Source organism: Allocoprococcus similis (genome assembly GCF_054660775.1).
The window spans coordinates 42,621-59,485 of record NZ_BAAHSG010000037.1 but is presented as its reverse complement, the minus strand read 5'-3'; the positions used below and the strand labels follow the sequence as shown (position 1 = coordinate 59,485).

Genomic DNA, 16,865 nt, shown 5'->3' with positions numbered 1-16,865 from the left:
ACCTCTTAGTTAAATGGTAACTGAGTATCCACTCCGTCAGGAATATCAAGAAATCCATCAGAGCTTACCGGTGTACTTCCGCTACCATTATTTTGACTAGCAGCTTTGCTTTCCACAAATTCATGTTCATCCACAATAACATCTGTCGTGTAAACTTTCTGACCATCCTTGTTAGTATAAGAGCCAGTCTGAATACGCCCAACCACAGCGATTTTTGTACCTTTGCGGAGATATTTTTCAGCAAACTCCCCTCGCTTTCCAAAAGCAATACAATTGATGAAGTCTGCACTCTGCTCACCATCCCTCTTAAACTGTCTATCAACTGCCAGAGTGTATCTTGCTACCGCTGTAGCATTTTCCCCCTGTGAATATCTAACTTCTGGATCCCTTGTGCATCTCCCAATGAGAATAACTTTATTCATGTAATTTTCCTCTTTTCTATTTTCTTAACTGTTCTATTGCTGCTATCATAAATAAGATACTGGCAATCAAATATAAAATCTTTTGCCACTTTCCATCTACAAGTACGAAGCAGGCAAAATCTAATGCTGCACCAATAGCGTATAGCATTGTTTCCTCCTAAAACGGCATCAGCCTAAATTCTTTCTCAGCTCCTTTTTCTGCAACCCACACATCCACATCACAGTCAACTATCTCCTGTATTTTCTCCGTGAACCTCACTGGATTGCCATTTCCGGCGCTTAAATGTATCAAGCCTATACTTCTTAGACTTACACTGTTAATCTTCTGTATAAGCCGTTTACACGTCTCAAGTTCCATGTGACCGGTTAATACATGGTTGTATTTAGGATCACTATCTTCAATTCTGATATAGTCCTCTGCATAATTACATTCGATCAATCCGTAGTTGATATGCATTTTTGAAAAATCATACGGGCAATACTCAGCATCTGTGATGAAGAGAATCCGTCCATCCGGTGTATCAATCAGCCATCCGTCACATTCTGTTTCCCCATGAGGTACACGAAATGGAATTACGGAAAACGTACCTAACTGCTGCCGTTTCATCCTCTGTAAGCCTATGGTTTTCTCTCCCATTACCGTTTCAACATCTGTTTCGACTTCATCTGATGTGTACACCATGATTCCGTACTGTATATATTGTTTAATATATCCAGCGTGATCACCATGGATATGGGACAGTATGCAACCGTTCACCATGGAAGTCTGATAATCAATAGCTTTCAGCATTTCCTTAGCCGGAACTCCGCATTCCAGGAGAAGAATATCTTCCCCTGAAATCAGAGCATAACCGTTACCGGAGCTTCCAGAACCAATCGTTTTAACTATCATCTCTCACAATCTCCACTTTATATCCAAGCTCTTTGCAGATTTCAGAAACGGTCATTTTTCGTACTTCTTCACGATCCCAAATACGGTTGCGTTCATCTGAAAGCATGTAGTTAAAACATCCTAATGCTGGCTTGAAAACTTTCACAATATCAAGGTCAGAATCATACGGCCATGTCATATTACTTTCATGTGGATGTCTTCCTTCAAGCGTCATATAGCAGTTCGTTCCAATACCGCATAATTTTCCATCCAGATTGATAATCAAGTATTTTTTACCAAGTCTTGTTTCAACAACCATTCCTGTTTGTAAATCTTTTAATTCCATGTCTTTACTCCTTTGCAAACTCTGGTGTTTTCACTTCAACAGCTTCAGATTCAGCTACTACAGCTTCATCTTCCACGGTAAATTCCTGTGAATTTTCATTCTTCTTGATTTCTTTCTGCACTTTTATCTGGATATCTTCTCCGAAATCATCTGAAAAATCATTATCCAGTACTTCCTCACGTGTGTACATTCCAGTGGTTAATTCAGGGCAATTCAAATTAGCAAAGAAAGAAGCTGCACGATATCGAAGCATAAGCTGTGGAAGTGTCTTCCATTTGGTCCCATTCTTCTTTGTCCATCCCTCTGCGTCTGCCATATCCATAGTCACTTTGATTCCATCTACCCTGCGACCATCTTTAGTGGTCCAGCACTTGCACGAATACGGTTTCCCGTCTTTTTCGGCTTCATCAAACTGCAATTCCATATCATACTTTTCAGAATTGTTAATCATTGCAATTAAGAAACTGCTCTTCCATGTCGGTCTTCCTTGAATTACATACAGATTCTGCATAACTGTAAGCGGATCAATGTCAAATTTCTGTGCCTGCGAAATGGCGATCAGACAGTTGGCATCATTTTTCTGGAATGTCTGCGGTACAATCGTACTGCTTGCCAACGCTTTAGCCATCTGCATAGCCATAATAAAATTATCGGACGTGCCGAAAATTCCAAGACTGTAATCCGTCACTTTGTTATTTGAAGCTGTCACAACTTCTTTTTTCTTTTCTACTGCTACTTCATTTTTTTCTGTCATTTAGTTTCCCTCCGCATCTGACTTTCCATTTGCCAGTCTAATCGCAATTCTGATTGCTTCTGGTCTTGTGAATCCTGATTCTTCAAACGCCGTAACCATACCTTTAAAAACACTTGCCATAGCTACAAACTCATTGTCAGGTTCACCAATGTTTGTTCTTGTCAGTCTTTCAAATGCCAATTTTGCACCGATTCCGAAGTCAAATTTATCTTCTGGACTGCATTTCGCAATCCCTTTTCTGCCTGTCGATTTATCCAGAGCGATCACATCATTATATTTTCTGTAAATCACAATGCACTCTTCAACTGGTTTTAGTGAATCTGCAAATGCTGATCCGGAAGCGAAACTTCCAACTAAATCTTCTTCCGCATTAGTTACTACTTCATACTTATATTCGCCGTCTCCAAAATCTTCTGTAATTTTGATCACATTGCCTTTTCTGGTAGTTTTTGTGACCTTATACAGTTTTCCAACTTCAAACTTCATATTTAGCCCCTCCTAATCTTTTCCATCACCATCAAGTAACACATCCAGAAGCATTCCGAGGAAATCCGGCATTGGTTCTTCGTCCTGCTCTTTACGAGAATCACTATTCTCACTCTCTTTTTCGTCACCCAACTTTTCTTTTAACTTTTTAAGTCCATCTTTAACACCTTTTATTGAATCAATGATTTCTTCCTTTTCTGTCATTGCAGACCGACGAACAACCTTATCAATCCACTTGTCCGCATCTTCTTTCGACATTCTTTCTTCGAGCGATTTACGCACACATCTAAGGATCTCTGTTGTTTCAAAGAGTATTGTAGGGGCATTTCCTTTAATCTCCCCAACTCCGTTTTCAAATTTAATCATTCTATTTATCCTCACTTTCTACTTTCAATTCTTTATCATCAGTTACCGTTAAATAAATCATCTGCGCATCCATCTTCGGTACATTGAAATCATTTATACTTTCTGCGTTGTCCACGAATATCGGACAGCTAACTCCGTACAGATTTGATAATGAATGGATAATGTCTAACCCAGCTACAATTCTGTGGCCATTGTTAAGACTGGACAGTGGAACTCCATTTACTGTACATTCGCACGTTTCCTTGATTCCGCCATTGATCTGCTCTGCAAACAGCTTGAATGATACAATTTTGAACATTCCATTGATCTTATCAGAAATCATGTTCATCTTTGTGCGAATGAAATCTTCCACAAGATCAATCATTTGTTCCTGATCTGAAATTTTCTGTCCGATCGCTTTCTGTTCAGCTTCCAGTTCAGCGATACGAGCTTTAACTTTTGTGTTGTCTGCTGCCATAATCTTTCCGGCAATTTCTGCAATTTCATTTTTCAAAACCGCTTTTTTCGTTTCAAGTTCTGCTTTTCCAGATGTATCAGCACTCATGGATTCGATCTCTTTTTCAAGTACCGAGATTTTCTCGACAGTTGCCAGGTATTCAGCATTTTCAGAAACATCAGCCGTAATTGGATACTTGTTCAGCTCTTCTTTGGCTTCATTGTGCGTTTTCTGTTTTTCTGCCAGTTTTTTACTTTCTTCTGCCATTTGGTTACGGAGTTCTTCTTCTTTTGCTTTCAATTCATCCCTGAGAGCAGCGGATTCTTTTCCGTCCTTTTCAATCCGAGCCAGATTTTCAGCACGCTTTTTTTTAAAAGCTTCTTTATCTTTTGCATATTTCGCTTCATATGTAGTTTTACGAACCTCATAATCAGCAATCTTTTTCTGTTTAATTTCTTCCGGCAACGCCTGTCCACAAGTAGGGCAAATAAGAGCATCTTCTGTCAGAGGTTCAAGTGGTGTAAGCGCCGGATAAGCTTTTATCTTTTCGGCTTTCCATTCAGCAGACAACCGCTCCGTTCTTGTTTTCTGTGCTTCGTATCTGCTATGTGTCGCATTGATTTCATCTGAAAGCATTGCAATTCTATGATTTACGTCTGCAAGGTTCTTTTCAGTAGCAGCTACTTTCTCTCTTGCTACTTTGGAATTTTCCATAAGCTTCTGATTCTCTGCATTCTGGATCTCTGACAGATGTAATTTCTGATTCATAATTTCTTCACGCTTGGAGTTAATCTCTTCCAATTTGCTGTTACCGCCGGAGATTTCATCTTCTACTTTCTGCAGAGCCACTTCCTTGGCTGCTTTTTCAACTTCTAATGCTCCTACATCAGCAATCACAAGTTGTTTGGAGATTTCATCAATACGTGCCGGGATCTCAACCATATCCTTATTCAATGCCGTTTTCGCTTTGGTGTATTTCTTCAAAATATCTTCCGTACTGGCAATTCTCAGCTCCGGAATCAGTTTTGCATATCTCTCACCGAATGTTTCAGCGATTTCCGCATCAGAGAACGTTCCAACAAACTTCATCAGAATCTCACGCTGTTTTTTCCATGGTAATGCATTGAACGCCGCCGGATTGGTAATCAGTGTGAAAATATCTTCATCAATGATACCAGCAATAAAATCTTTGAAATCTTTCTGACTTTTTGGATATCCGTTGATTCCAAACTCATTGATATTGCCCTGTAACTCTGTAGTGCCGGTCCCACGTTTCTTTACCCATTTCTGCTTCTGGACTTTCTTTAACTCATATTCATTACCATCTACAGAAATCTTCGATTCTACGGAAATCTCAATGTTATCAATCATCTTTCCGTTTTCATCTAATGGTCTGATATCAAAATTGGAACTTCCGAGTGAGTCCCTTTCAAACAACAACCATGTAAATGCATCAAATATGGTTGTCTTTCCAGTGGCATTCGCACCGGAGATTCTGGTTTTATCTCCAAACTCAATGGTTCTGTCCTTACATCCTTTAAAATTTTGGATATGCATGGACAGCAATTTAATCTGCTTCACCAACTATCACCCTTTCTTCTTTATCTATAATTTTTCTGTCTGAACTGCTTTTATGGATAATGTGCAGATAGTCCGTATCTTCAAGCAGATTCATCCATTCTGCCGGATCAAGTCCGACCGCCACCAATAATTTTTTATTGGCTAAACTTAATTTCTTCGGTTGCTTCATAGTCTCTCCTTGTGTTACTATGTAAGTGGTTTTATGTATTTGCGTCCTTTGAAGTTGCCGCTTCGGGACGCTTTTTAATTGTTTTCACGCCTTTATCATCCAGGCAATCTGCGAAATTCTTTAGATATGCGATCGCCATACTTTTGTGATAGTCTGCTGTCTTATCAACTCTTTCCAAAGATTCAAGAGTTGCGATCATCTTATCAAGCTCTGATACTCTCATAGCTAAACCTCCTATCCAAAAAGCAATTTGTGAATGCACATCCCGGCAATAATCAGCACAGAGCCGCCAGCTCCAACGATTGAACCGAGTATTTCGTCCAATTCCTGTGACATTTTTCTACTCTTTCTCATGGCAACTCCTAACTGGCTATGGCTTCTTTTACCGGAATCGGTGCAACCATAAGGGAGATATCAAGTTTTTCTTTTTTGATGGCTTCATTCAGTTCATCTACCGAATTGATTCCAATTGTTTTCAGTTCGGCTTCGAGCTTTTTCAGTTTTTCTTCCATATAAATTACACCTCCTATACCGCCAGACACATCTGAGCATTTTCATCCTCAATTTCCTCTCTCAGACATCTTGGCAATTCGTATTTTTTAATAATCTCAACTGCCAAATCACATTGGCTCCGCTTAATTGCCTTATAAGTATTCACACCGAATTCTCTTCTGAGCTGTGCATCCACATCGCTGTATACTTTGTGCATCAGACTCTTATTCTTGTATGCCGGTGCATCCTTTCCGCCCATCAACGGAACTACTTTCTGATTTTTAGCTCTTGTGATTCTCTGGCATTCAAGTGCTAACAATGGCATGTCTGCCTTAAATTCCTGCAGGTCCTTATCTACCTTGTCAATTTTCTCTGTTAGTTCTACATTGCCTTGAGCGAGCAACTGAATCTTCTGGTCGGTTGTCATTGGCTTCTGATAAGAACCAGTCTTTCTGATTGCAGGAAGCACTTCTGATGTAACCCAGTGTTTAAATCTCTTTGCGGATTCCAGCTTACTTCCAAAGATTAAAGCGTATAAACCGGATTCGTTGATAAGTGCTGTTTGAGTTTTTACCACATTCCCATTTTGGGAATCTGCCTCAAGGACTTTTAAAATCCTGTCTTCTTCTCCAACATGAGTTGAAACAGCTTTACTTGCATTGGAATACCCTAATGCTTCTGCCACATCTTTTCCAACAAACCAAGGTTCATTCTCGATTGTTACTGTTCGGATATCACCGAACTCTTCTGAATTAAAAATTTGTAATTCGTTCATTCTTCTCCTTCCCCCGCATTGTTTTCACCGGCAATTAGTTCATCCACCGTACACCCTAAAACATCAGCTACTTTTTTCAGATTCTTCACTGTAGGGCTTACGCTTCTTCCCCACTTGCAAATACTGCCGGTTGATACATTTGCTTTTTCTTCCAACTTATTGATTGATATGTCGCACTTCTTTGCAAACTTGCAAATGTTCTCGTAAATCAACTTCTCACCTCCTACATTATTTTTATATAAGTTCTGAAAATATCGCCAAATTCTATTGACTATCTTCTGAAAATATCCTATAATTTGAATCACCACAAACAAATAAATAGAACATTGGCATTCTGATTTATTTTGCGATTTTTTCAGAACTTGTAATTTTATTATACGCGATATTTTCAGAATGTCAAGTGATTTTTTGCGATTTTTTCAGAAAGGAACAGAATTATGAAAGAACGTATTAAAAGCTTATGTAAATCACATGGCATATCAATGAATAAGCTTGAAGATACTCTTGGTTTTGGCAAGGGATATATAAGCAAATTAGGAAACAGCACGCCTAATACAGCTAAAATAAAAAAGATAGCTGATTATTTTAATGTGTCTGTAGAATACTTAATTACCGGCAAAGAACCAAAGGAAGAATCATCCGATCAAGGCTACTATATTGATGAAGAAACAGCCAAAACAGCACAGGAAATCTACAACAATGACAAGATTCTCTTTGATGTATACAACACCGTTGATAAAGAAAGATTAGTTGATTTTGCGAAGAAACTTGCTGAATTGCGTAAAATTGAGGAAGGTGAGGAATGATTGTACTACAAAGGATATTATATAAACGTGGTAATGCTAGATAAGTCATATGGCGTTCCAGGATGCGTCAAACATAACGCTGATGACTCTTATACAATATTCATAGATGCATCATTAAACTACGAAAAACAGCATGAAGTGTTCTTGCATGAAATGAGACATATTATCGGAAATGATTTTGAAGAGGACGATGTTCAGAATATCGAAATGAAAAATCATATGTATGATTATTTTCTGGAAATGTCAGCGGAACTATTTCCGAATTTAAAGAGATTGAAGATTGCAAGCGCAAATTAAATATTTTGCTTTATGAGGAAAGATTATACAAATGAATAAATTATTAAAGTTTCTTTTTCCGGCACCAACCGTTCTGATCACGATTGTATTTTTTGTATTGTTCAGAATTACTGGAAATTTAGATTCTGCGTTGAATAACACTTTTGCGTTTTTTATTATGGCTATGATTCCATTCGATCTCATTATATGGATAATCAATAAAATAGTTCATATTTTGCAGCCAAGTAAGACGGATGAAGTATACAGCGAACCACAGAGTTATGAACATTATCAACAGCCAGATTCTAAAGAAATCGAAAATTTCGCTTCGCTTTGCGTTGCCAGTTGCGAGTTTGACAAAGAGCAAAATTACACAGACGAAGCCACAAACGGAAACGTAAGATACAATGATAAGCGTTTTGATAACATAATTGACGATCCTGTCGTGGTTTCAGTTGTCTCACATCAAAAAGTAAAAGAGTATTCAGAACACATAATGAAGTTGTGCGATAGTCTTGGAGCTGAAATTTGGATCAGTGGAGCATCTTACACAAAGATGTATGTAATATTAAAAGCAATACCATCTCCGGGTGTAAGAGTTCGTTCTATTTTGGCACTTCAAAATGATATTGAAATTTCAATTGGAATGCCTACTGTGATGAATGTCATGGAAAAGAAAGGATATATCGGGATACTGCTTCCGATACAGTATTTTGTTGAAACGGTATAACCGCTTAGTGCGATTATATAAATTAAAACAGGTTTTAAGGAAAGAGGGGCACTTATGAAAACATGGAAATTAGTATCAGGAATTATATCAATTGTTTTATTTGTAATTGTTGGTTTTCAATCTTGTGCTGTAGGAATTGGAAACACATTACAAGATAACGGCGAAGTTGGAGGATCTGCCGGAATAATCGTGGCAATCATGCTTCTTGTCGGCGGTATCGTATCTATCGTTACGCGTAACGGTAGCAAAGGCGGCAATATTGCTCTCATCGTTCTGTTTGGACTCGGAGCACTTTGCGGTTTCACTATGGGTGGAAGTTATTCAGATTTAAGCGTATGGGCTGGTTGGTGCTTAATTTGCACAATTTTAGCAATCGTATCACTTGTGAAGAAACCTAAAAACAATTAATCAAGAAAGCAATCAATTAAAACCTGTAAAATTAAACCGCCCCTACGCCAATAGGGACGGTTTAGCTGAAACATACGCCAATATGCTTCAAAACAACACTCCGAAGAATGCCATTTATTACCAATAAATATTGTATCATCTTCGGAGCAGCCACGCAAGCGGAACAAGCGTTCTTAGTTGGCTGTATTTTTTATACCAATTTTTAGAGAAAGGATGATATTATTATGCCAGAAAAAGAAAAAGTTGTAGCATTGTATGTCCGGGTATCAACCGGGTATCAGGTGGATAAGGACTCTCTCCCTTTTCAAAAAAAGGAATTAAAAAACTACTGCGAGCACGTGCTACACATCAATAAAAACCGGATTGAAGTATTTGAGGATGCCGGAAAGTCAGGAAAGAATACCAAACGTCCAGCATTTGAACGAATGATGGAAAAGGTAAAGTCAGGGCAAGTATCTCATGTGATCGTGTATAAAATTGACCGAATCTCACGAAATCTTGTGGACTTCTCTCTCATGTACGATGATTTCAAGTACAACAACGTAACCTTTATCTCGCTGAACGAGCAATTTGATACCTCTAGCGCAATTGGCGAAGCTATCCTTAAGATTATCCTAGTGTTTGCAGAATTGGAGCGAAAGCTGACATCAGAGCGTGTTACAGACGTTATGATCGGGCGAGCACAGAACGGGCAATGGAACGGCGCACGTGTACCGTATGGCTGGGATTGGGACGAAGAAAAGCAGATGCCGGTGCATTCAAAGAAAGAAGCTCAATACGGGATAGATATGTACCACAGATATTTAAACGGATATAGTACTCTCCGGATTGCTAGATATAATAACGAACACAGCATTCCAACCAAGAGGGGCGGCGAATGGTCTTCTAAAACAGTAGGAGATTTTTTACGGAATCCGATAAATAAAGGGGACTATAGATACAATTATCGGAATAGCGCAAGAGGGAAGAAAAAAGCAAAGGAAGAAGTTGTCTATATAAAAAATGTATTTCCACCACTGATTGATCCCAAAATATTCGATGAAGTAAACAGGCGACTGGATGAAAACTATAAAAAACAGAACACAAACTATATGTTTCCAATCAGAAAACAGTGCAATATTTTTTCTGGACTTATTATTTGTGGAAAATGTGGAGCGCATTATCAAGTATGCAGAAAAGATGAACGTAGGCTGGATGGTTTTCGCCCATCTAATTATGTTTGCACAAGAAAGCGTCAAAAGGCAATATGTGACAGTTTAAATGTGAGCGAAGTTAAAATAGGTCCATTTATGATAAATTATATAGCAGCTATGGTAGACATATCCCAAAAGCGGAAAAAGCTCAAAGACAAAAAAGAATTAGAGCAGCTTATCCTCTCTCATATGCAGTTTACGGATTTAGCTGGAATAGCAGATGATAGTTTGCAAGAAACAATGGATTTATTATATGGACGGTCAACCAACATATGGTCATCATCTCCTATTGAAAAAGAAAGTCAAGATAACGAGAACAAAAAGAATAAATTGAAAGAAAATCTCCAAAAAACAGATCGTGCTTTGGAGCGATTGAAAAAGGCATACCTCTTCGATGATGATGCAATGGACGAAAAAGAATTTCTTGAAATGAAATCCAAACTAGAAATAGATAGGGTGAAAATTGAAAATGAAATTAAAGATATCGACAATGATGCAATAGCGAATAATGTAAACCAGATTGACTTCATTAAAACTGCTTCGCAGTTTTTGATTATCCACAAAATCAATAGTGGTGAGTTTATAGACTATAGAAGTCTTGCAATATTGGATGAAGAATCCATGAAAGCATTTATGAATTCCGTGATCGATCATATTGTGGTGCTAAACAGGCAGATTACCGAAATAGTGTTTAAAAATGGCTTATCGCACAAATTATTATACAGATAAAAAGTCCCCGGAACGGTTGATTTTCCGGGGTTTCTTTATGAAATAATATCAATTTATAAAACATCTACTACCGCGTTCATCTGACAACCGAAAGTCGTCACGCAAAAAGTCAGATCTCTTCCGATCTCCTGTGCTTTTTCGCTTACATACTTCCGCGCTTTGGCAATGTAATAGTACTGTCTCTCCGGCTCAGTAACCGGAGCTTCTTTTGTAAGATCTATTGCATCAAAATCAATATTATTCATGTGTTATTAACCTCTCTATACAAACTGGTTCAACCCTGCATCATATTCATAATCAATGGATGCCAGTTTCTCTGTCAGTTCTTTTTTCTCAATCTGCATTTCCTGGCAAAGGGTATCCAGATCTGCATAAAAATCCCGTAATTTTGTATTGACCACACTCAGAAGGATCATTGGATCCTTTGGTAAATCTGCCATGTTTTTATCCTCTTTTTCTAATAATCATTCGTTTTCAACACGGTATTCCGGATATAATCAAAAGTTTTTTCTTCCCCGTCTGCCGCGAGCATATAGAGAAGTTCTTCCAGAAGTGCCCTGGTATCCTTATGCATCCAGTCTCCTGCAATACCGTGAAGATAATATTCAAGCGGTGATGCATCCGTGTATTTATCTTTCATATAAATCTTGGATGCTGCGATCCGGTCCATAAACATCTCGACCACATACTTTTTGGGCATCTTCATCCCGGTAAGCATTGGTTCCCCTTCCAGTCCGTAGTCAATCCAGTATTCATAATGATGTTTATTGCGCCCTTTATGGTGAAGCCATGCCGAAGAATAGCCCTTTTCTTCTCTTTCCGCGTTATTCGGACTCCGGTTCCCCTGGAAATACCTGCACCCAACCCAGAATTCCGCCGGAGAGTACTTCGACATATCATGCAAAAGTCCCTGCCTGTAAAGTCCTACCTTAAAGCAGTTCTTCATAACCAGATATTTGTGATGTGTTATGGTGCAAAAATGTTTCCAGATTTTCATTCTTTAGCCTGCCTTCCAACAAAAACTTTGATCGTTCGTTCCTCCAGCTGAACCTTCTTATCTTTTACCGGAACTGCTTCTTTTTCATCCAGGACCCCTTCTTTTGTCCCTGCCATGCACGCCCATTCCATTCCTTTTGGAAGGGAAGGAAGTGCAAACGAATGAGAAAGCCAGTGCATATTATATGCAATATAAAAGTTCTTCTCTGTACTTTCTTCATGATAGAATACACCAAGCTGTCTGCTTGCACGCCCTGCCGGCATCTGCCACGCATCCTCCCCATGATAGGAAATCTGAGGGATTCCGCTTCTGCCCATCGTGTCTTCTGATTTTTTCGCTATCTGCTTCATACAGGCTTTGCGAAGTGCAATCAGTCGGCATACAAATGTATATAATTCTTCCTGTCTGGAAAGCTGGTTCCAGTCAAGCCATGATATCAGATTATCCTGACAGTATGCATTATTATTCCCTTTCTGGGTATTCATAAATTCATCCCCAGAAAGGATACACGGCATTCCCTGTGCAAATAAAAGCAAAAAGAACGCATTAAATATCTGATTCTTCCGCAGCTCGTTAACCGCCTTTTTCCGGCTGTTCCCTTCTGCCCCACAGTTCCAGCTGTAATTGTAATCCGGACCATCCAGATTATTCTCACCATTTGCTTCGTTGTGCTTTCCATCATAGGAAACTACATCACAGAGCGTAAATCCGTTGTGGCTTGCAATATAATTATACAGCTGTGTATCCTGATTCTTCAGTTGCCAGATCACATCCCGGATCGTGCCCTCGTCTCCCTTTAAGAAACGGCGCATCACATTCTGGAATCCGTCTTCTTTTTTGAGGATCTTACTTTTCGCAAGCACCGGATCCTTTGCAAGTTCATCCGGATTGCAGATATATGGATTTACAATAAATCCATCCACATGATACTGCATCACCCAGTAACGCAGACAATCCAAAATCAAAGAAAACGTAGTTCCCTCTGTGAAAGGCATCTCAAGAATAACCTCAATTCCTGCAAGATGCATCTGACGAACAAGTGTCTTCATCTCAGTCACCGGATCTCCTGCCGCATATGATGCTTTCGGTGCAAAGAAATACGCTTTTCCATATCCCCAGTAATTCACATGTCTCTGATTCTCATCAAATTCATAAACCGGCATCAGATGGATCTGGTTAATCCCCAATTTCTGAAGATAGGGCAGTTTCTCCGTAACTCCGTCAAACGTTCCTTTGTGTGCGACTCCGGACGAACTGTGTTTTGTAAATCCACGGACATGAAGACTGTAGGCGATCACATCTTCCTTATCCAGATGCGGAAACTGTGACTTTCCCCAGTCAAATGTATCTGCTACGATCCGGGTACGCAGTTTTCTCTTTTCCTTTTCCTTTGACACAGACCAGTGTTCTCTGCCAGAAAATGCCTTTCCATATGGATCCGGAACTATCTTTCCACCGATTTTATAACAATATTCATAAGCTTCCGGACGTTCCAGCACCACTGAGAGAAAGCGTAGATTTCCTGCCACATCAGAGTATGGCATCTCCTGTGAAAATACTGATGCCCTGGCACCTTTTTTATAAATGATCAGTTCACATGTCTGTCCTTCCGGAACTGCTACCGAAAAATTCACTGTCTGTCCTTCCACAGTACATCCCTGTGGAAACGGAAATCCCGCTGCTGTCTTCATATCCACTGTTCCCCCTGTTACTGCCATCCGTCAGCTCCATACATATCTACATTCGAGGCATCAATAAAAAATACATCCAGATACGTTGTCTTTTCATAATCATCCCCGTTTAAAATAGCAAAACCGATTTTGGCTGATTCTTTTCCAAGATTGATCGGTGACTGCGCACTTGTTCCGCGAATCAGGGAATCCGTCTTCTGAAGTTCTTTTTTCAAATCCGGAGAACCATCTACCCCGTAAATCTTTACATCAGTAAGACCAGCTGTTCTTGCTGCAACCAGTGCCCCAAGCGCAATCTGGTCGTTCCCGCACATTACTGCCGTAACATCCTTATTCTCTGCAAAAATCTTGTTAGCTGCTTCTCTTGCCTCGTTCAAATCTCCGCTGACATCTGCTCTTCCTACAATCTCAAATCCCTTTCCGGCAATTGCTTCTTCAAAGCCTGTAATCCTCTCTACAATAGAATTCTGGGTAAGAGCTTCCAGAATTACAATCTTTCCACTATCCGGGTTCTGCTGTATCAGATTTTCTCCGCAAAGCTGTCCGGCAGCTTTATTATCTGAACCAATATATGCATCAATATAATCCGTATCCTTAACTTCCGTATCAATATTGATGATCTTTACACCGGCTTCCTTAAGCTCTTCCAGAGCGGGTGTGATCGCATCTCTTGATACCGGACACAGAAAAATGGCATCCAGTCCGTCTTCGATCATCTGATGGATCTGCTCGATCTGGGTGTCTACATTCAGCGCCGGATCTTTTGTCACCAGCGTACTTCCCTGTGCTTCGATCGCTTCTCTCAGTGCCTGCTCAAGTGTAATATAGTATGGATTTTCCATGGTAATACAACTAAATCCAAAACGATAGCTTTTTGCCTCTTCCTTGCTGTCATCGTCCTCTTCTGTTATTGCATTGTCCTGGCTTGTCCCAACATTCTTCTTACAGCCTGCAGTCATGCCAATACAGAGAACCATCACAAGAAAGATGGAAAAAATCTTTTTCTTCATATAAATAAACCTCCCTGAAACCTTTCTTTTATTGTATCTTTTTTACCGCTAATGTCAATACTTTTCCCCTTGCAAATATCCCCATACTCTGTTAGAGTGATAGTATCAGATTGAAAGGAGAACTGAACAATGGAAAAGGAACATAATCTGCTTGAATCCGATGTTGTCACACTGACACTCGATGACGACGAGGAAATCGAATGCGCCATTATCACAACTTTTAATATGGATTCTACCGAATACATTGCACTTCTTCCGCTCGATGAAGACGGGGGAAATGAGGACGGAGACGTATGGATCTATCGCTTTATCCGTGATACCACAGGCGGCTCCGATCATGATCTTCAGAATATCGAAGATGATGATGAGTATGACCGCGCTGCGGATAAGTTTGATGAATGGCTTGATACACAGGAATTTGAAGGTTTTGATATTGAAGAATAATTATTTTATTCTCTGACCTAAAAGCTCTTCCACAAAACGGGACGGTTTGATACTGTTCCCGTTTTTTTGTGTAATATAGGAAATACAGAGATTATTTTTCGCACGGGTCAGTGCTACATAAAAAAGTCTTCTCTCTTCTTCGATCTCGTCTTTCTTTTCTGCCTTCTGATGCGGGATCTCACCCTCATTGGCATGGATCACAAATACATCCTCAAATTCCAGTCCTTTCGCTGAATGGATCGTCATCAGCTGTACCTTATTCTCCCGCTCTCCTTTGATCTTCCTTGCCTTTGCCTGCTGTTCTTCCAGCTCCTGCGTATATTTTGCAATATGGATTTCCCATTCATCATAGGATTTGAAGTTTTTACTCCTCTCCTCAAGCTCTGCCATCACATCCATCAGCTGCTTCCACGGAATCTGATGTTTTTCGGCATATTCCTTCAGGAAATCATCATATCCGATCTTTTTCCGGATATACTGGATTGCCGCATAAGGTGCCATATTCTTCATCATACGGACATCCACATCAAACTGATCAATAATATCCAGCATCCAGTCCTTATCACAATAAAATTTACGAAGATCCTCAAAATTCACCTGCCGGTTCTCCATACTGTTCCGTGCCAGATACCTGAGCGGCCGGTTACAGATTGTCAGAAAAAGCGACCTGTCCCGCTTTCCTGCTGCCAACTGCAGATATGCCATCATATCTTTTACAATAAAATGCCTGTAAAAATTAGTCACATAATCCCGCATTTCAAATGGGATTCGGTGTTCGCTTAATATTTCCGAAATCATTCGTGCCTGGACTGCTGTCCGAAAAAGCACCGCAATTTCTCCCGGCTTTATTCCCTGGTCCAGTTTCTTCTGGATCTCTTCCGTTACATACTGCGCCTCTTCCTGTTCATCCAGGACTTCCTGCACATGAACATTCTGCCCTCTTCCCCGGAATGACTGTACACGCTTGTAAAAACGGGTATCGTTATGCAAAATCACCCTTGCCGCTGCTCCGGTAATAAATTCGGTAGAACGATAATTCACCGTCAGTGAAATGGTCCGAAGTGCCGGAAATTCCTGCTTCATATAAAGCATCAGCTCCGGCTTTGCTCCACGGAATCCGTAAATGGACTGATCATCATCCCCAACTACAAACAAATTGTATCTCGGTGCTGCAAGCATCCGGATCACTTCATACTGCACACGGTTGATATCCTGGAATTCATCGATCAGGATATACTGAAAACGCTTCTGCCATCCTTGCAGAATCTCCGGCTTTTTCCGGAAAAGTGCATAACACTGTACCAGCATATCATCAAAATCAAATTTTTTCAGTTCTTTTTTCTGATGCTCATAACTGCGGAACACTTCTGCAAACTCATCTTGTGTAAGATACTTACTGTGAAAATCTTTCAGATGATAAAGTCCGTTCTTTACCATACCGACTTCCCGCAGAAGTTCTCTCACCAGTTCCTCTTCATCTTCTACCTCAGGTGTTGATTCAATATCGGTCTGATCTAAGACCTCCTGTAAAAGTACAGAGGACTCTTTTTCAGACATCAGATTATTCGCACCAATCCCATAGGCACATTTTAGAATTCCATAAAAAATACTGTGAAAGGTCCCAAACGTTACCGGATAATTTTTCCCGGCAGTCAGCCTTTCAAAGCGTTCCTTCATTTCACGTGCTGCATATCTTGTAAAAGTAATTACAAGGATCTGATCCGGGCGTACTTCGCTCTCCTCGATCAGATAACGGGTACGTTCTGTGACAATAAGCGTCTTTCCCGAACCCGGCGGTGCCAGCACCATACACGGTCCATTCCCGTGCTTTATCGCTTCATCCTGTCCTCTGTTTAGTTTCATGAACTCCCCTTCTCATATGT

Annotated in this window: 25 protein-coding genes; 6 read left to right on the top strand and 19 right to left on the bottom strand. The window is 40.0% G+C overall.

Annotated elements, in window-relative coordinates; translation table 11 throughout:
* Positions 1-5: 5 nt before the first annotated feature.
* The 13 genes from ACYQ5K_RS13400 to ACYQ5K_RS13340 form a co-directional block, all read right to left on the bottom strand.
* Positions 6-422, bottom strand: coding sequence for a single-stranded DNA-binding protein (locus tag ACYQ5K_RS13400; protein WP_459777759.1), 417 nt, complete (start codon positions 420-422; stop codon positions 6-8).
* A gap of 16 nt (positions 423-438) precedes the next feature.
* A complete protein-coding gene (locus ACYQ5K_RS13395; RefSeq protein ID WP_279327697.1) occupies positions 439-570 on the bottom strand; it encodes a hypothetical protein in 132 nt (43 codons plus the stop codon).
* A gap of 9 nt (positions 571-579) precedes the next feature.
* Positions 580-1,314, bottom strand: coding sequence for an MBL fold metallo-hydrolase (locus ACYQ5K_RS13390; RefSeq protein WP_459777758.1), 735 nt, complete (start codon positions 1,312-1,314; stop codon positions 580-582).
* Complete coding sequence (locus tag ACYQ5K_RS13385; RefSeq protein WP_195479869.1) at positions 1,304-1,639, bottom strand: hypothetical protein; 336 nt, start codon at positions 1,637-1,639, stop codon at positions 1,304-1,306. The genes ACYQ5K_RS13390 and ACYQ5K_RS13385 overlap by 11 nt, the downstream gene beginning before the upstream one ends.
* Before the next feature lie 4 nt (positions 1,640-1,643).
* Positions 1,644-2,393, bottom strand: a complete 750-nt coding sequence (locus ACYQ5K_RS13380; protein WP_459777757.1) for a recombinase family protein — start codon at positions 2,391-2,393, stop codon at positions 1,644-1,646.
* Positions 2,394-2,879, bottom strand: coding sequence for a hypothetical protein (locus ACYQ5K_RS13375; RefSeq protein ID WP_459777756.1), 486 nt, complete (start codon positions 2,877-2,879; stop codon positions 2,394-2,396).
* A gap of 12 nt (positions 2,880-2,891) precedes the next feature.
* Entirely contained in the window at positions 2,892-3,245 is a 354-nt protein-coding gene (locus ACYQ5K_RS13370; protein WP_459777755.1) for a hypothetical protein, read from the bottom strand.
* Between the two features lies 1 nt (position 3,246).
* Positions 3,247-5,262, bottom strand: coding sequence for an AAA family ATPase (locus ACYQ5K_RS13365; RefSeq protein ID WP_459777754.1), 2,016 nt, complete (start codon positions 5,260-5,262; stop codon positions 3,247-3,249).
* On the bottom strand, positions 5,249-5,431 hold the full coding sequence (locus tag ACYQ5K_RS13360; RefSeq protein WP_459777753.1) for a DUF6906 family protein: 183 nt from the start codon (positions 5,429-5,431) through the stop codon (positions 5,249-5,251). The genes ACYQ5K_RS13365 and ACYQ5K_RS13360 overlap by 14 nt, the downstream gene beginning before the upstream one ends.
* A gap of 31 nt (positions 5,432-5,462) precedes the next feature.
* The gene (locus tag ACYQ5K_RS13355; RefSeq protein WP_459777752.1) at positions 5,463-5,654 is read right to left on the bottom strand and encodes a hypothetical protein; all 192 of its coding nucleotides are present in this window, start codon (positions 5,652-5,654) and stop codon (positions 5,463-5,465) included.
* A 139-nt stretch (positions 5,655-5,793) separates the two neighbouring features.
* Positions 5,794-5,943 carry a hypothetical protein gene (locus tag ACYQ5K_RS13350; protein ID WP_459777751.1) on the bottom strand — a complete coding sequence of 50 codons (150 nt, stop codon included), beginning with the start codon at positions 5,941-5,943 and terminating at the stop codon, positions 5,794-5,796.
* A 14-nt stretch (positions 5,944-5,957) separates the two neighbouring features.
* Entirely contained in the window at positions 5,958-6,698 is a 741-nt protein-coding gene (locus ACYQ5K_RS13345) for an ORF6C domain-containing protein (protein ID WP_459777750.1), read from the bottom strand.
* The gene (locus ACYQ5K_RS13340) at positions 6,695-6,910 is read right to left on the bottom strand and encodes a helix-turn-helix domain-containing protein (protein ID WP_459777749.1); all 216 of its coding nucleotides are present in this window, start codon (positions 6,908-6,910) and stop codon (positions 6,695-6,697) included. Before ACYQ5K_RS13340 ends, ACYQ5K_RS13345 begins: the two co-directional genes overlap by 4 nt.
* A gap of 225 nt (positions 6,911-7,135) precedes the next feature.
* Here ACYQ5K_RS13340 and ACYQ5K_RS13335 point away from each other — a divergent pair, with 225 nt between their 5' ends.
* From ACYQ5K_RS13335 to ACYQ5K_RS13315, 5 genes are all read left to right on the top strand, one after another.
* Complete coding sequence (locus ACYQ5K_RS13335) at positions 7,136-7,504, top strand: helix-turn-helix domain-containing protein (protein ID WP_195479860.1); 369 nt, start codon at positions 7,136-7,138, stop codon at positions 7,502-7,504.
* Positions 7,505-7,801 (top strand): hypothetical protein, encoded by a 297-nt coding sequence (locus ACYQ5K_RS13330; protein WP_459777748.1) that lies wholly within the window; start codon positions 7,505-7,507, stop codon positions 7,799-7,801. It abuts the gene before it with no gap.
* 31 nt (positions 7,802-7,832) lie between these two features.
* Positions 7,833-8,510 carry a hypothetical protein gene (locus ACYQ5K_RS13325; RefSeq protein ID WP_459777747.1) on the top strand — a complete coding sequence of 226 codons (678 nt, stop codon included), beginning with the start codon at positions 7,833-7,835 and terminating at the stop codon, positions 8,508-8,510.
* Between the two features lie 54 nt (positions 8,511-8,564).
* Entirely contained in the window at positions 8,565-8,918 is a 354-nt protein-coding gene (locus ACYQ5K_RS13320) for a hypothetical protein (protein ID WP_459777746.1), read from the top strand.
* Positions 8,919-9,142: 224 nt separating this feature from the next.
* Positions 9,143-10,840: a recombinase family protein gene (locus tag ACYQ5K_RS13315; protein WP_459777745.1), complete on the top strand. Its 1,698-nt coding sequence runs from the start codon at positions 9,143-9,145 to the stop codon at positions 10,838-10,840.
* A gap of 53 nt (positions 10,841-10,893) precedes the next feature.
* Here ACYQ5K_RS13315 and ACYQ5K_RS13310 read toward each other — a convergent pair whose 3' ends face one another.
* From ACYQ5K_RS13310 to ACYQ5K_RS13290, 5 genes are read right to left on the bottom strand one after another with little or no spacing between them, the layout of a single operon-like run.
* Entirely contained in the window at positions 10,894-11,085 is a 192-nt protein-coding gene (locus tag ACYQ5K_RS13310) for a hypothetical protein (protein WP_195479719.1), read from the bottom strand.
* Positions 11,086-11,100: 15 nt separating this feature from the next.
* Positions 11,101-11,280: a DUF4250 domain-containing protein gene (locus tag ACYQ5K_RS13305; protein WP_008375347.1), complete on the bottom strand. Its 180-nt coding sequence runs from the start codon at positions 11,278-11,280 to the stop codon at positions 11,101-11,103.
* A 17-nt stretch (positions 11,281-11,297) separates the two neighbouring features.
* Positions 11,298-11,837: a DUF5662 family protein gene (locus tag ACYQ5K_RS13300; protein ID WP_173687560.1), complete on the bottom strand. Its 540-nt coding sequence runs from the start codon at positions 11,835-11,837 to the stop codon at positions 11,298-11,300.
* The gene (locus tag ACYQ5K_RS13295; RefSeq protein WP_459777744.1) at positions 11,834-13,555 is read right to left on the bottom strand and encodes an alpha-amylase family glycosyl hydrolase; all 1,722 of its coding nucleotides are present in this window, start codon (positions 13,553-13,555) and stop codon (positions 11,834-11,836) included. The genes ACYQ5K_RS13300 and ACYQ5K_RS13295 overlap by 4 nt, the downstream gene beginning before the upstream one ends.
* Positions 13,546-14,538 (bottom strand): sugar ABC transporter substrate-binding protein, encoded by a 993-nt coding sequence (locus ACYQ5K_RS13290; RefSeq protein ID WP_173687561.1) that lies wholly within the window; start codon positions 14,536-14,538, stop codon positions 13,546-13,548. Before ACYQ5K_RS13290 ends, ACYQ5K_RS13295 begins: the two co-directional genes overlap by 10 nt.
* A 129-nt stretch (positions 14,539-14,667) precedes the next feature.
* Between ACYQ5K_RS13290 and ACYQ5K_RS13285 the strand changes: the two genes are divergently transcribed.
* Positions 14,668-14,982: a DUF1292 domain-containing protein gene (locus tag ACYQ5K_RS13285; RefSeq protein ID WP_173687562.1), complete on the top strand. Its 315-nt coding sequence runs from the start codon at positions 14,668-14,670 to the stop codon at positions 14,980-14,982.
* Here ACYQ5K_RS13285 and ACYQ5K_RS13280 read toward each other — a convergent pair whose 3' ends face one another.
* Positions 14,983-16,845 (bottom strand): ATP-dependent helicase, encoded by a 1,863-nt coding sequence (locus ACYQ5K_RS13280; protein ID WP_173687563.1) that lies wholly within the window; start codon positions 16,843-16,845, stop codon positions 14,983-14,985.
* Between the last annotated feature and the right edge of the window lie 20 nt (positions 16,846-16,865).

What these genes read in the sequence shown, in the direction of transcription:
- ACYQ5K_RS13285 (WP_173687562.1), top strand. Translation starts at nt 14,668, where the DNA reads ATGGAAAAGGAACATAATCTGCTTGAATCCGATGTTGTCACACTGACA.
- ACYQ5K_RS13335 (WP_195479860.1), top strand. Translation starts at nt 7,136, where the DNA reads ATGAAAGAACGTATTAAAAGCTTATGTAAATCACATGGCATATCAATG.
- ACYQ5K_RS13355 (WP_459777752.1), bottom strand. Translation starts at nt 5,654, where the DNA reads ATGAGAGTATCAGAGCTTGATAAGATGATCGCAACTCTTGAATCTTTG.
- ACYQ5K_RS13380 (WP_459777757.1), bottom strand. Translation starts at nt 2,393, where the DNA reads ATGACAGAAAAAAATGAAGTAGCAGTAGAAAAGAAAAAAGAAGTTGTG.
- ACYQ5K_RS13295 (WP_459777744.1), bottom strand. Translation starts at nt 13,555, where the DNA reads ATGGCAGTAACAGGGGGAACAGTGGATATGAAGACAGCAGCGGGATTT.
- ACYQ5K_RS13325 (WP_459777747.1), top strand. Translation starts at nt 7,833, where the DNA reads ATGAATAAATTATTAAAGTTTCTTTTTCCGGCACCAACCGTTCTGATC.
- ACYQ5K_RS13370 (WP_459777755.1), bottom strand. Translation starts at nt 3,245, where the DNA reads ATGATTAAATTTGAAAACGGAGTTGGGGAGATTAAAGGAAATGCCCCT.
- ACYQ5K_RS13315 (WP_459777745.1), top strand. Translation starts at nt 9,143, where the DNA reads ATGCCAGAAAAAGAAAAAGTTGTAGCATTGTATGTCCGGGTATCAACC.
- ACYQ5K_RS13320 (WP_459777746.1), top strand. Translation starts at nt 8,565, where the DNA reads ATGAAAACATGGAAATTAGTATCAGGAATTATATCAATTGTTTTATTT.
- ACYQ5K_RS13310 (WP_195479719.1), bottom strand. Translation starts at nt 11,085, where the DNA reads ATGAATAATATTGATTTTGATGCAATAGATCTTACAAAAGAAGCTCCG.
- ACYQ5K_RS13300 (WP_173687560.1), bottom strand. Translation starts at nt 11,837, where the DNA reads ATGAAAATCTGGAAACATTTTTGCACCATAACACATCACAAATATCTG.
- ACYQ5K_RS13375 (WP_459777756.1), bottom strand. Translation starts at nt 2,879, where the DNA reads ATGAAGTTTGAAGTTGGAAAACTGTATAAGGTCACAAAAACTACCAGA.
- ACYQ5K_RS13280 (WP_173687563.1), bottom strand. Translation starts at nt 16,845, where the DNA reads ATGAAACTAAACAGAGGACAGGATGAAGCGATAAAGCACGGGAATGGA.
- ACYQ5K_RS13395 (WP_279327697.1), bottom strand. Translation starts at nt 570, where the DNA reads ATGCTATACGCTATTGGTGCAGCATTAGATTTTGCCTGCTTCGTACTT.
- ACYQ5K_RS13305 (WP_008375347.1), bottom strand. Translation starts at nt 11,280, where the DNA reads ATGGCAGATTTACCAAAGGATCCAATGATCCTTCTGAGTGTGGTCAAT.
- ACYQ5K_RS13290 (WP_173687561.1), bottom strand. Translation starts at nt 14,538, where the DNA reads ATGAAGAAAAAGATTTTTTCCATCTTTCTTGTGATGGTTCTCTGTATT.
- ACYQ5K_RS13345 (WP_459777750.1), bottom strand. Translation starts at nt 6,698, where the DNA reads ATGAACGAATTACAAATTTTTAATTCAGAAGAGTTCGGTGATATCCGA.
- ACYQ5K_RS13390 (WP_459777758.1), bottom strand. Translation starts at nt 1,314, where the DNA reads ATGATAGTTAAAACGATTGGTTCTGGAAGCTCCGGTAACGGTTATGCT.
- ACYQ5K_RS13350 (WP_459777751.1), bottom strand. Translation starts at nt 5,943, where the DNA reads ATGGAAGAAAAACTGAAAAAGCTCGAAGCCGAACTGAAAACAATTGGA.
- ACYQ5K_RS13400 (WP_459777759.1), bottom strand. Translation starts at nt 422, where the DNA reads ATGAATAAAGTTATTCTCATTGGGAGATGCACAAGGGATCCAGAAGTT.
- ACYQ5K_RS13360 (WP_459777753.1), bottom strand. Translation starts at nt 5,431, where the DNA reads ATGAAGCAACCGAAGAAATTAAGTTTAGCCAATAAAAAATTATTGGTG.
- ACYQ5K_RS13385 (WP_195479869.1), bottom strand. Translation starts at nt 1,639, where the DNA reads ATGGAATTAAAAGATTTACAAACAGGAATGGTTGTTGAAACAAGACTT.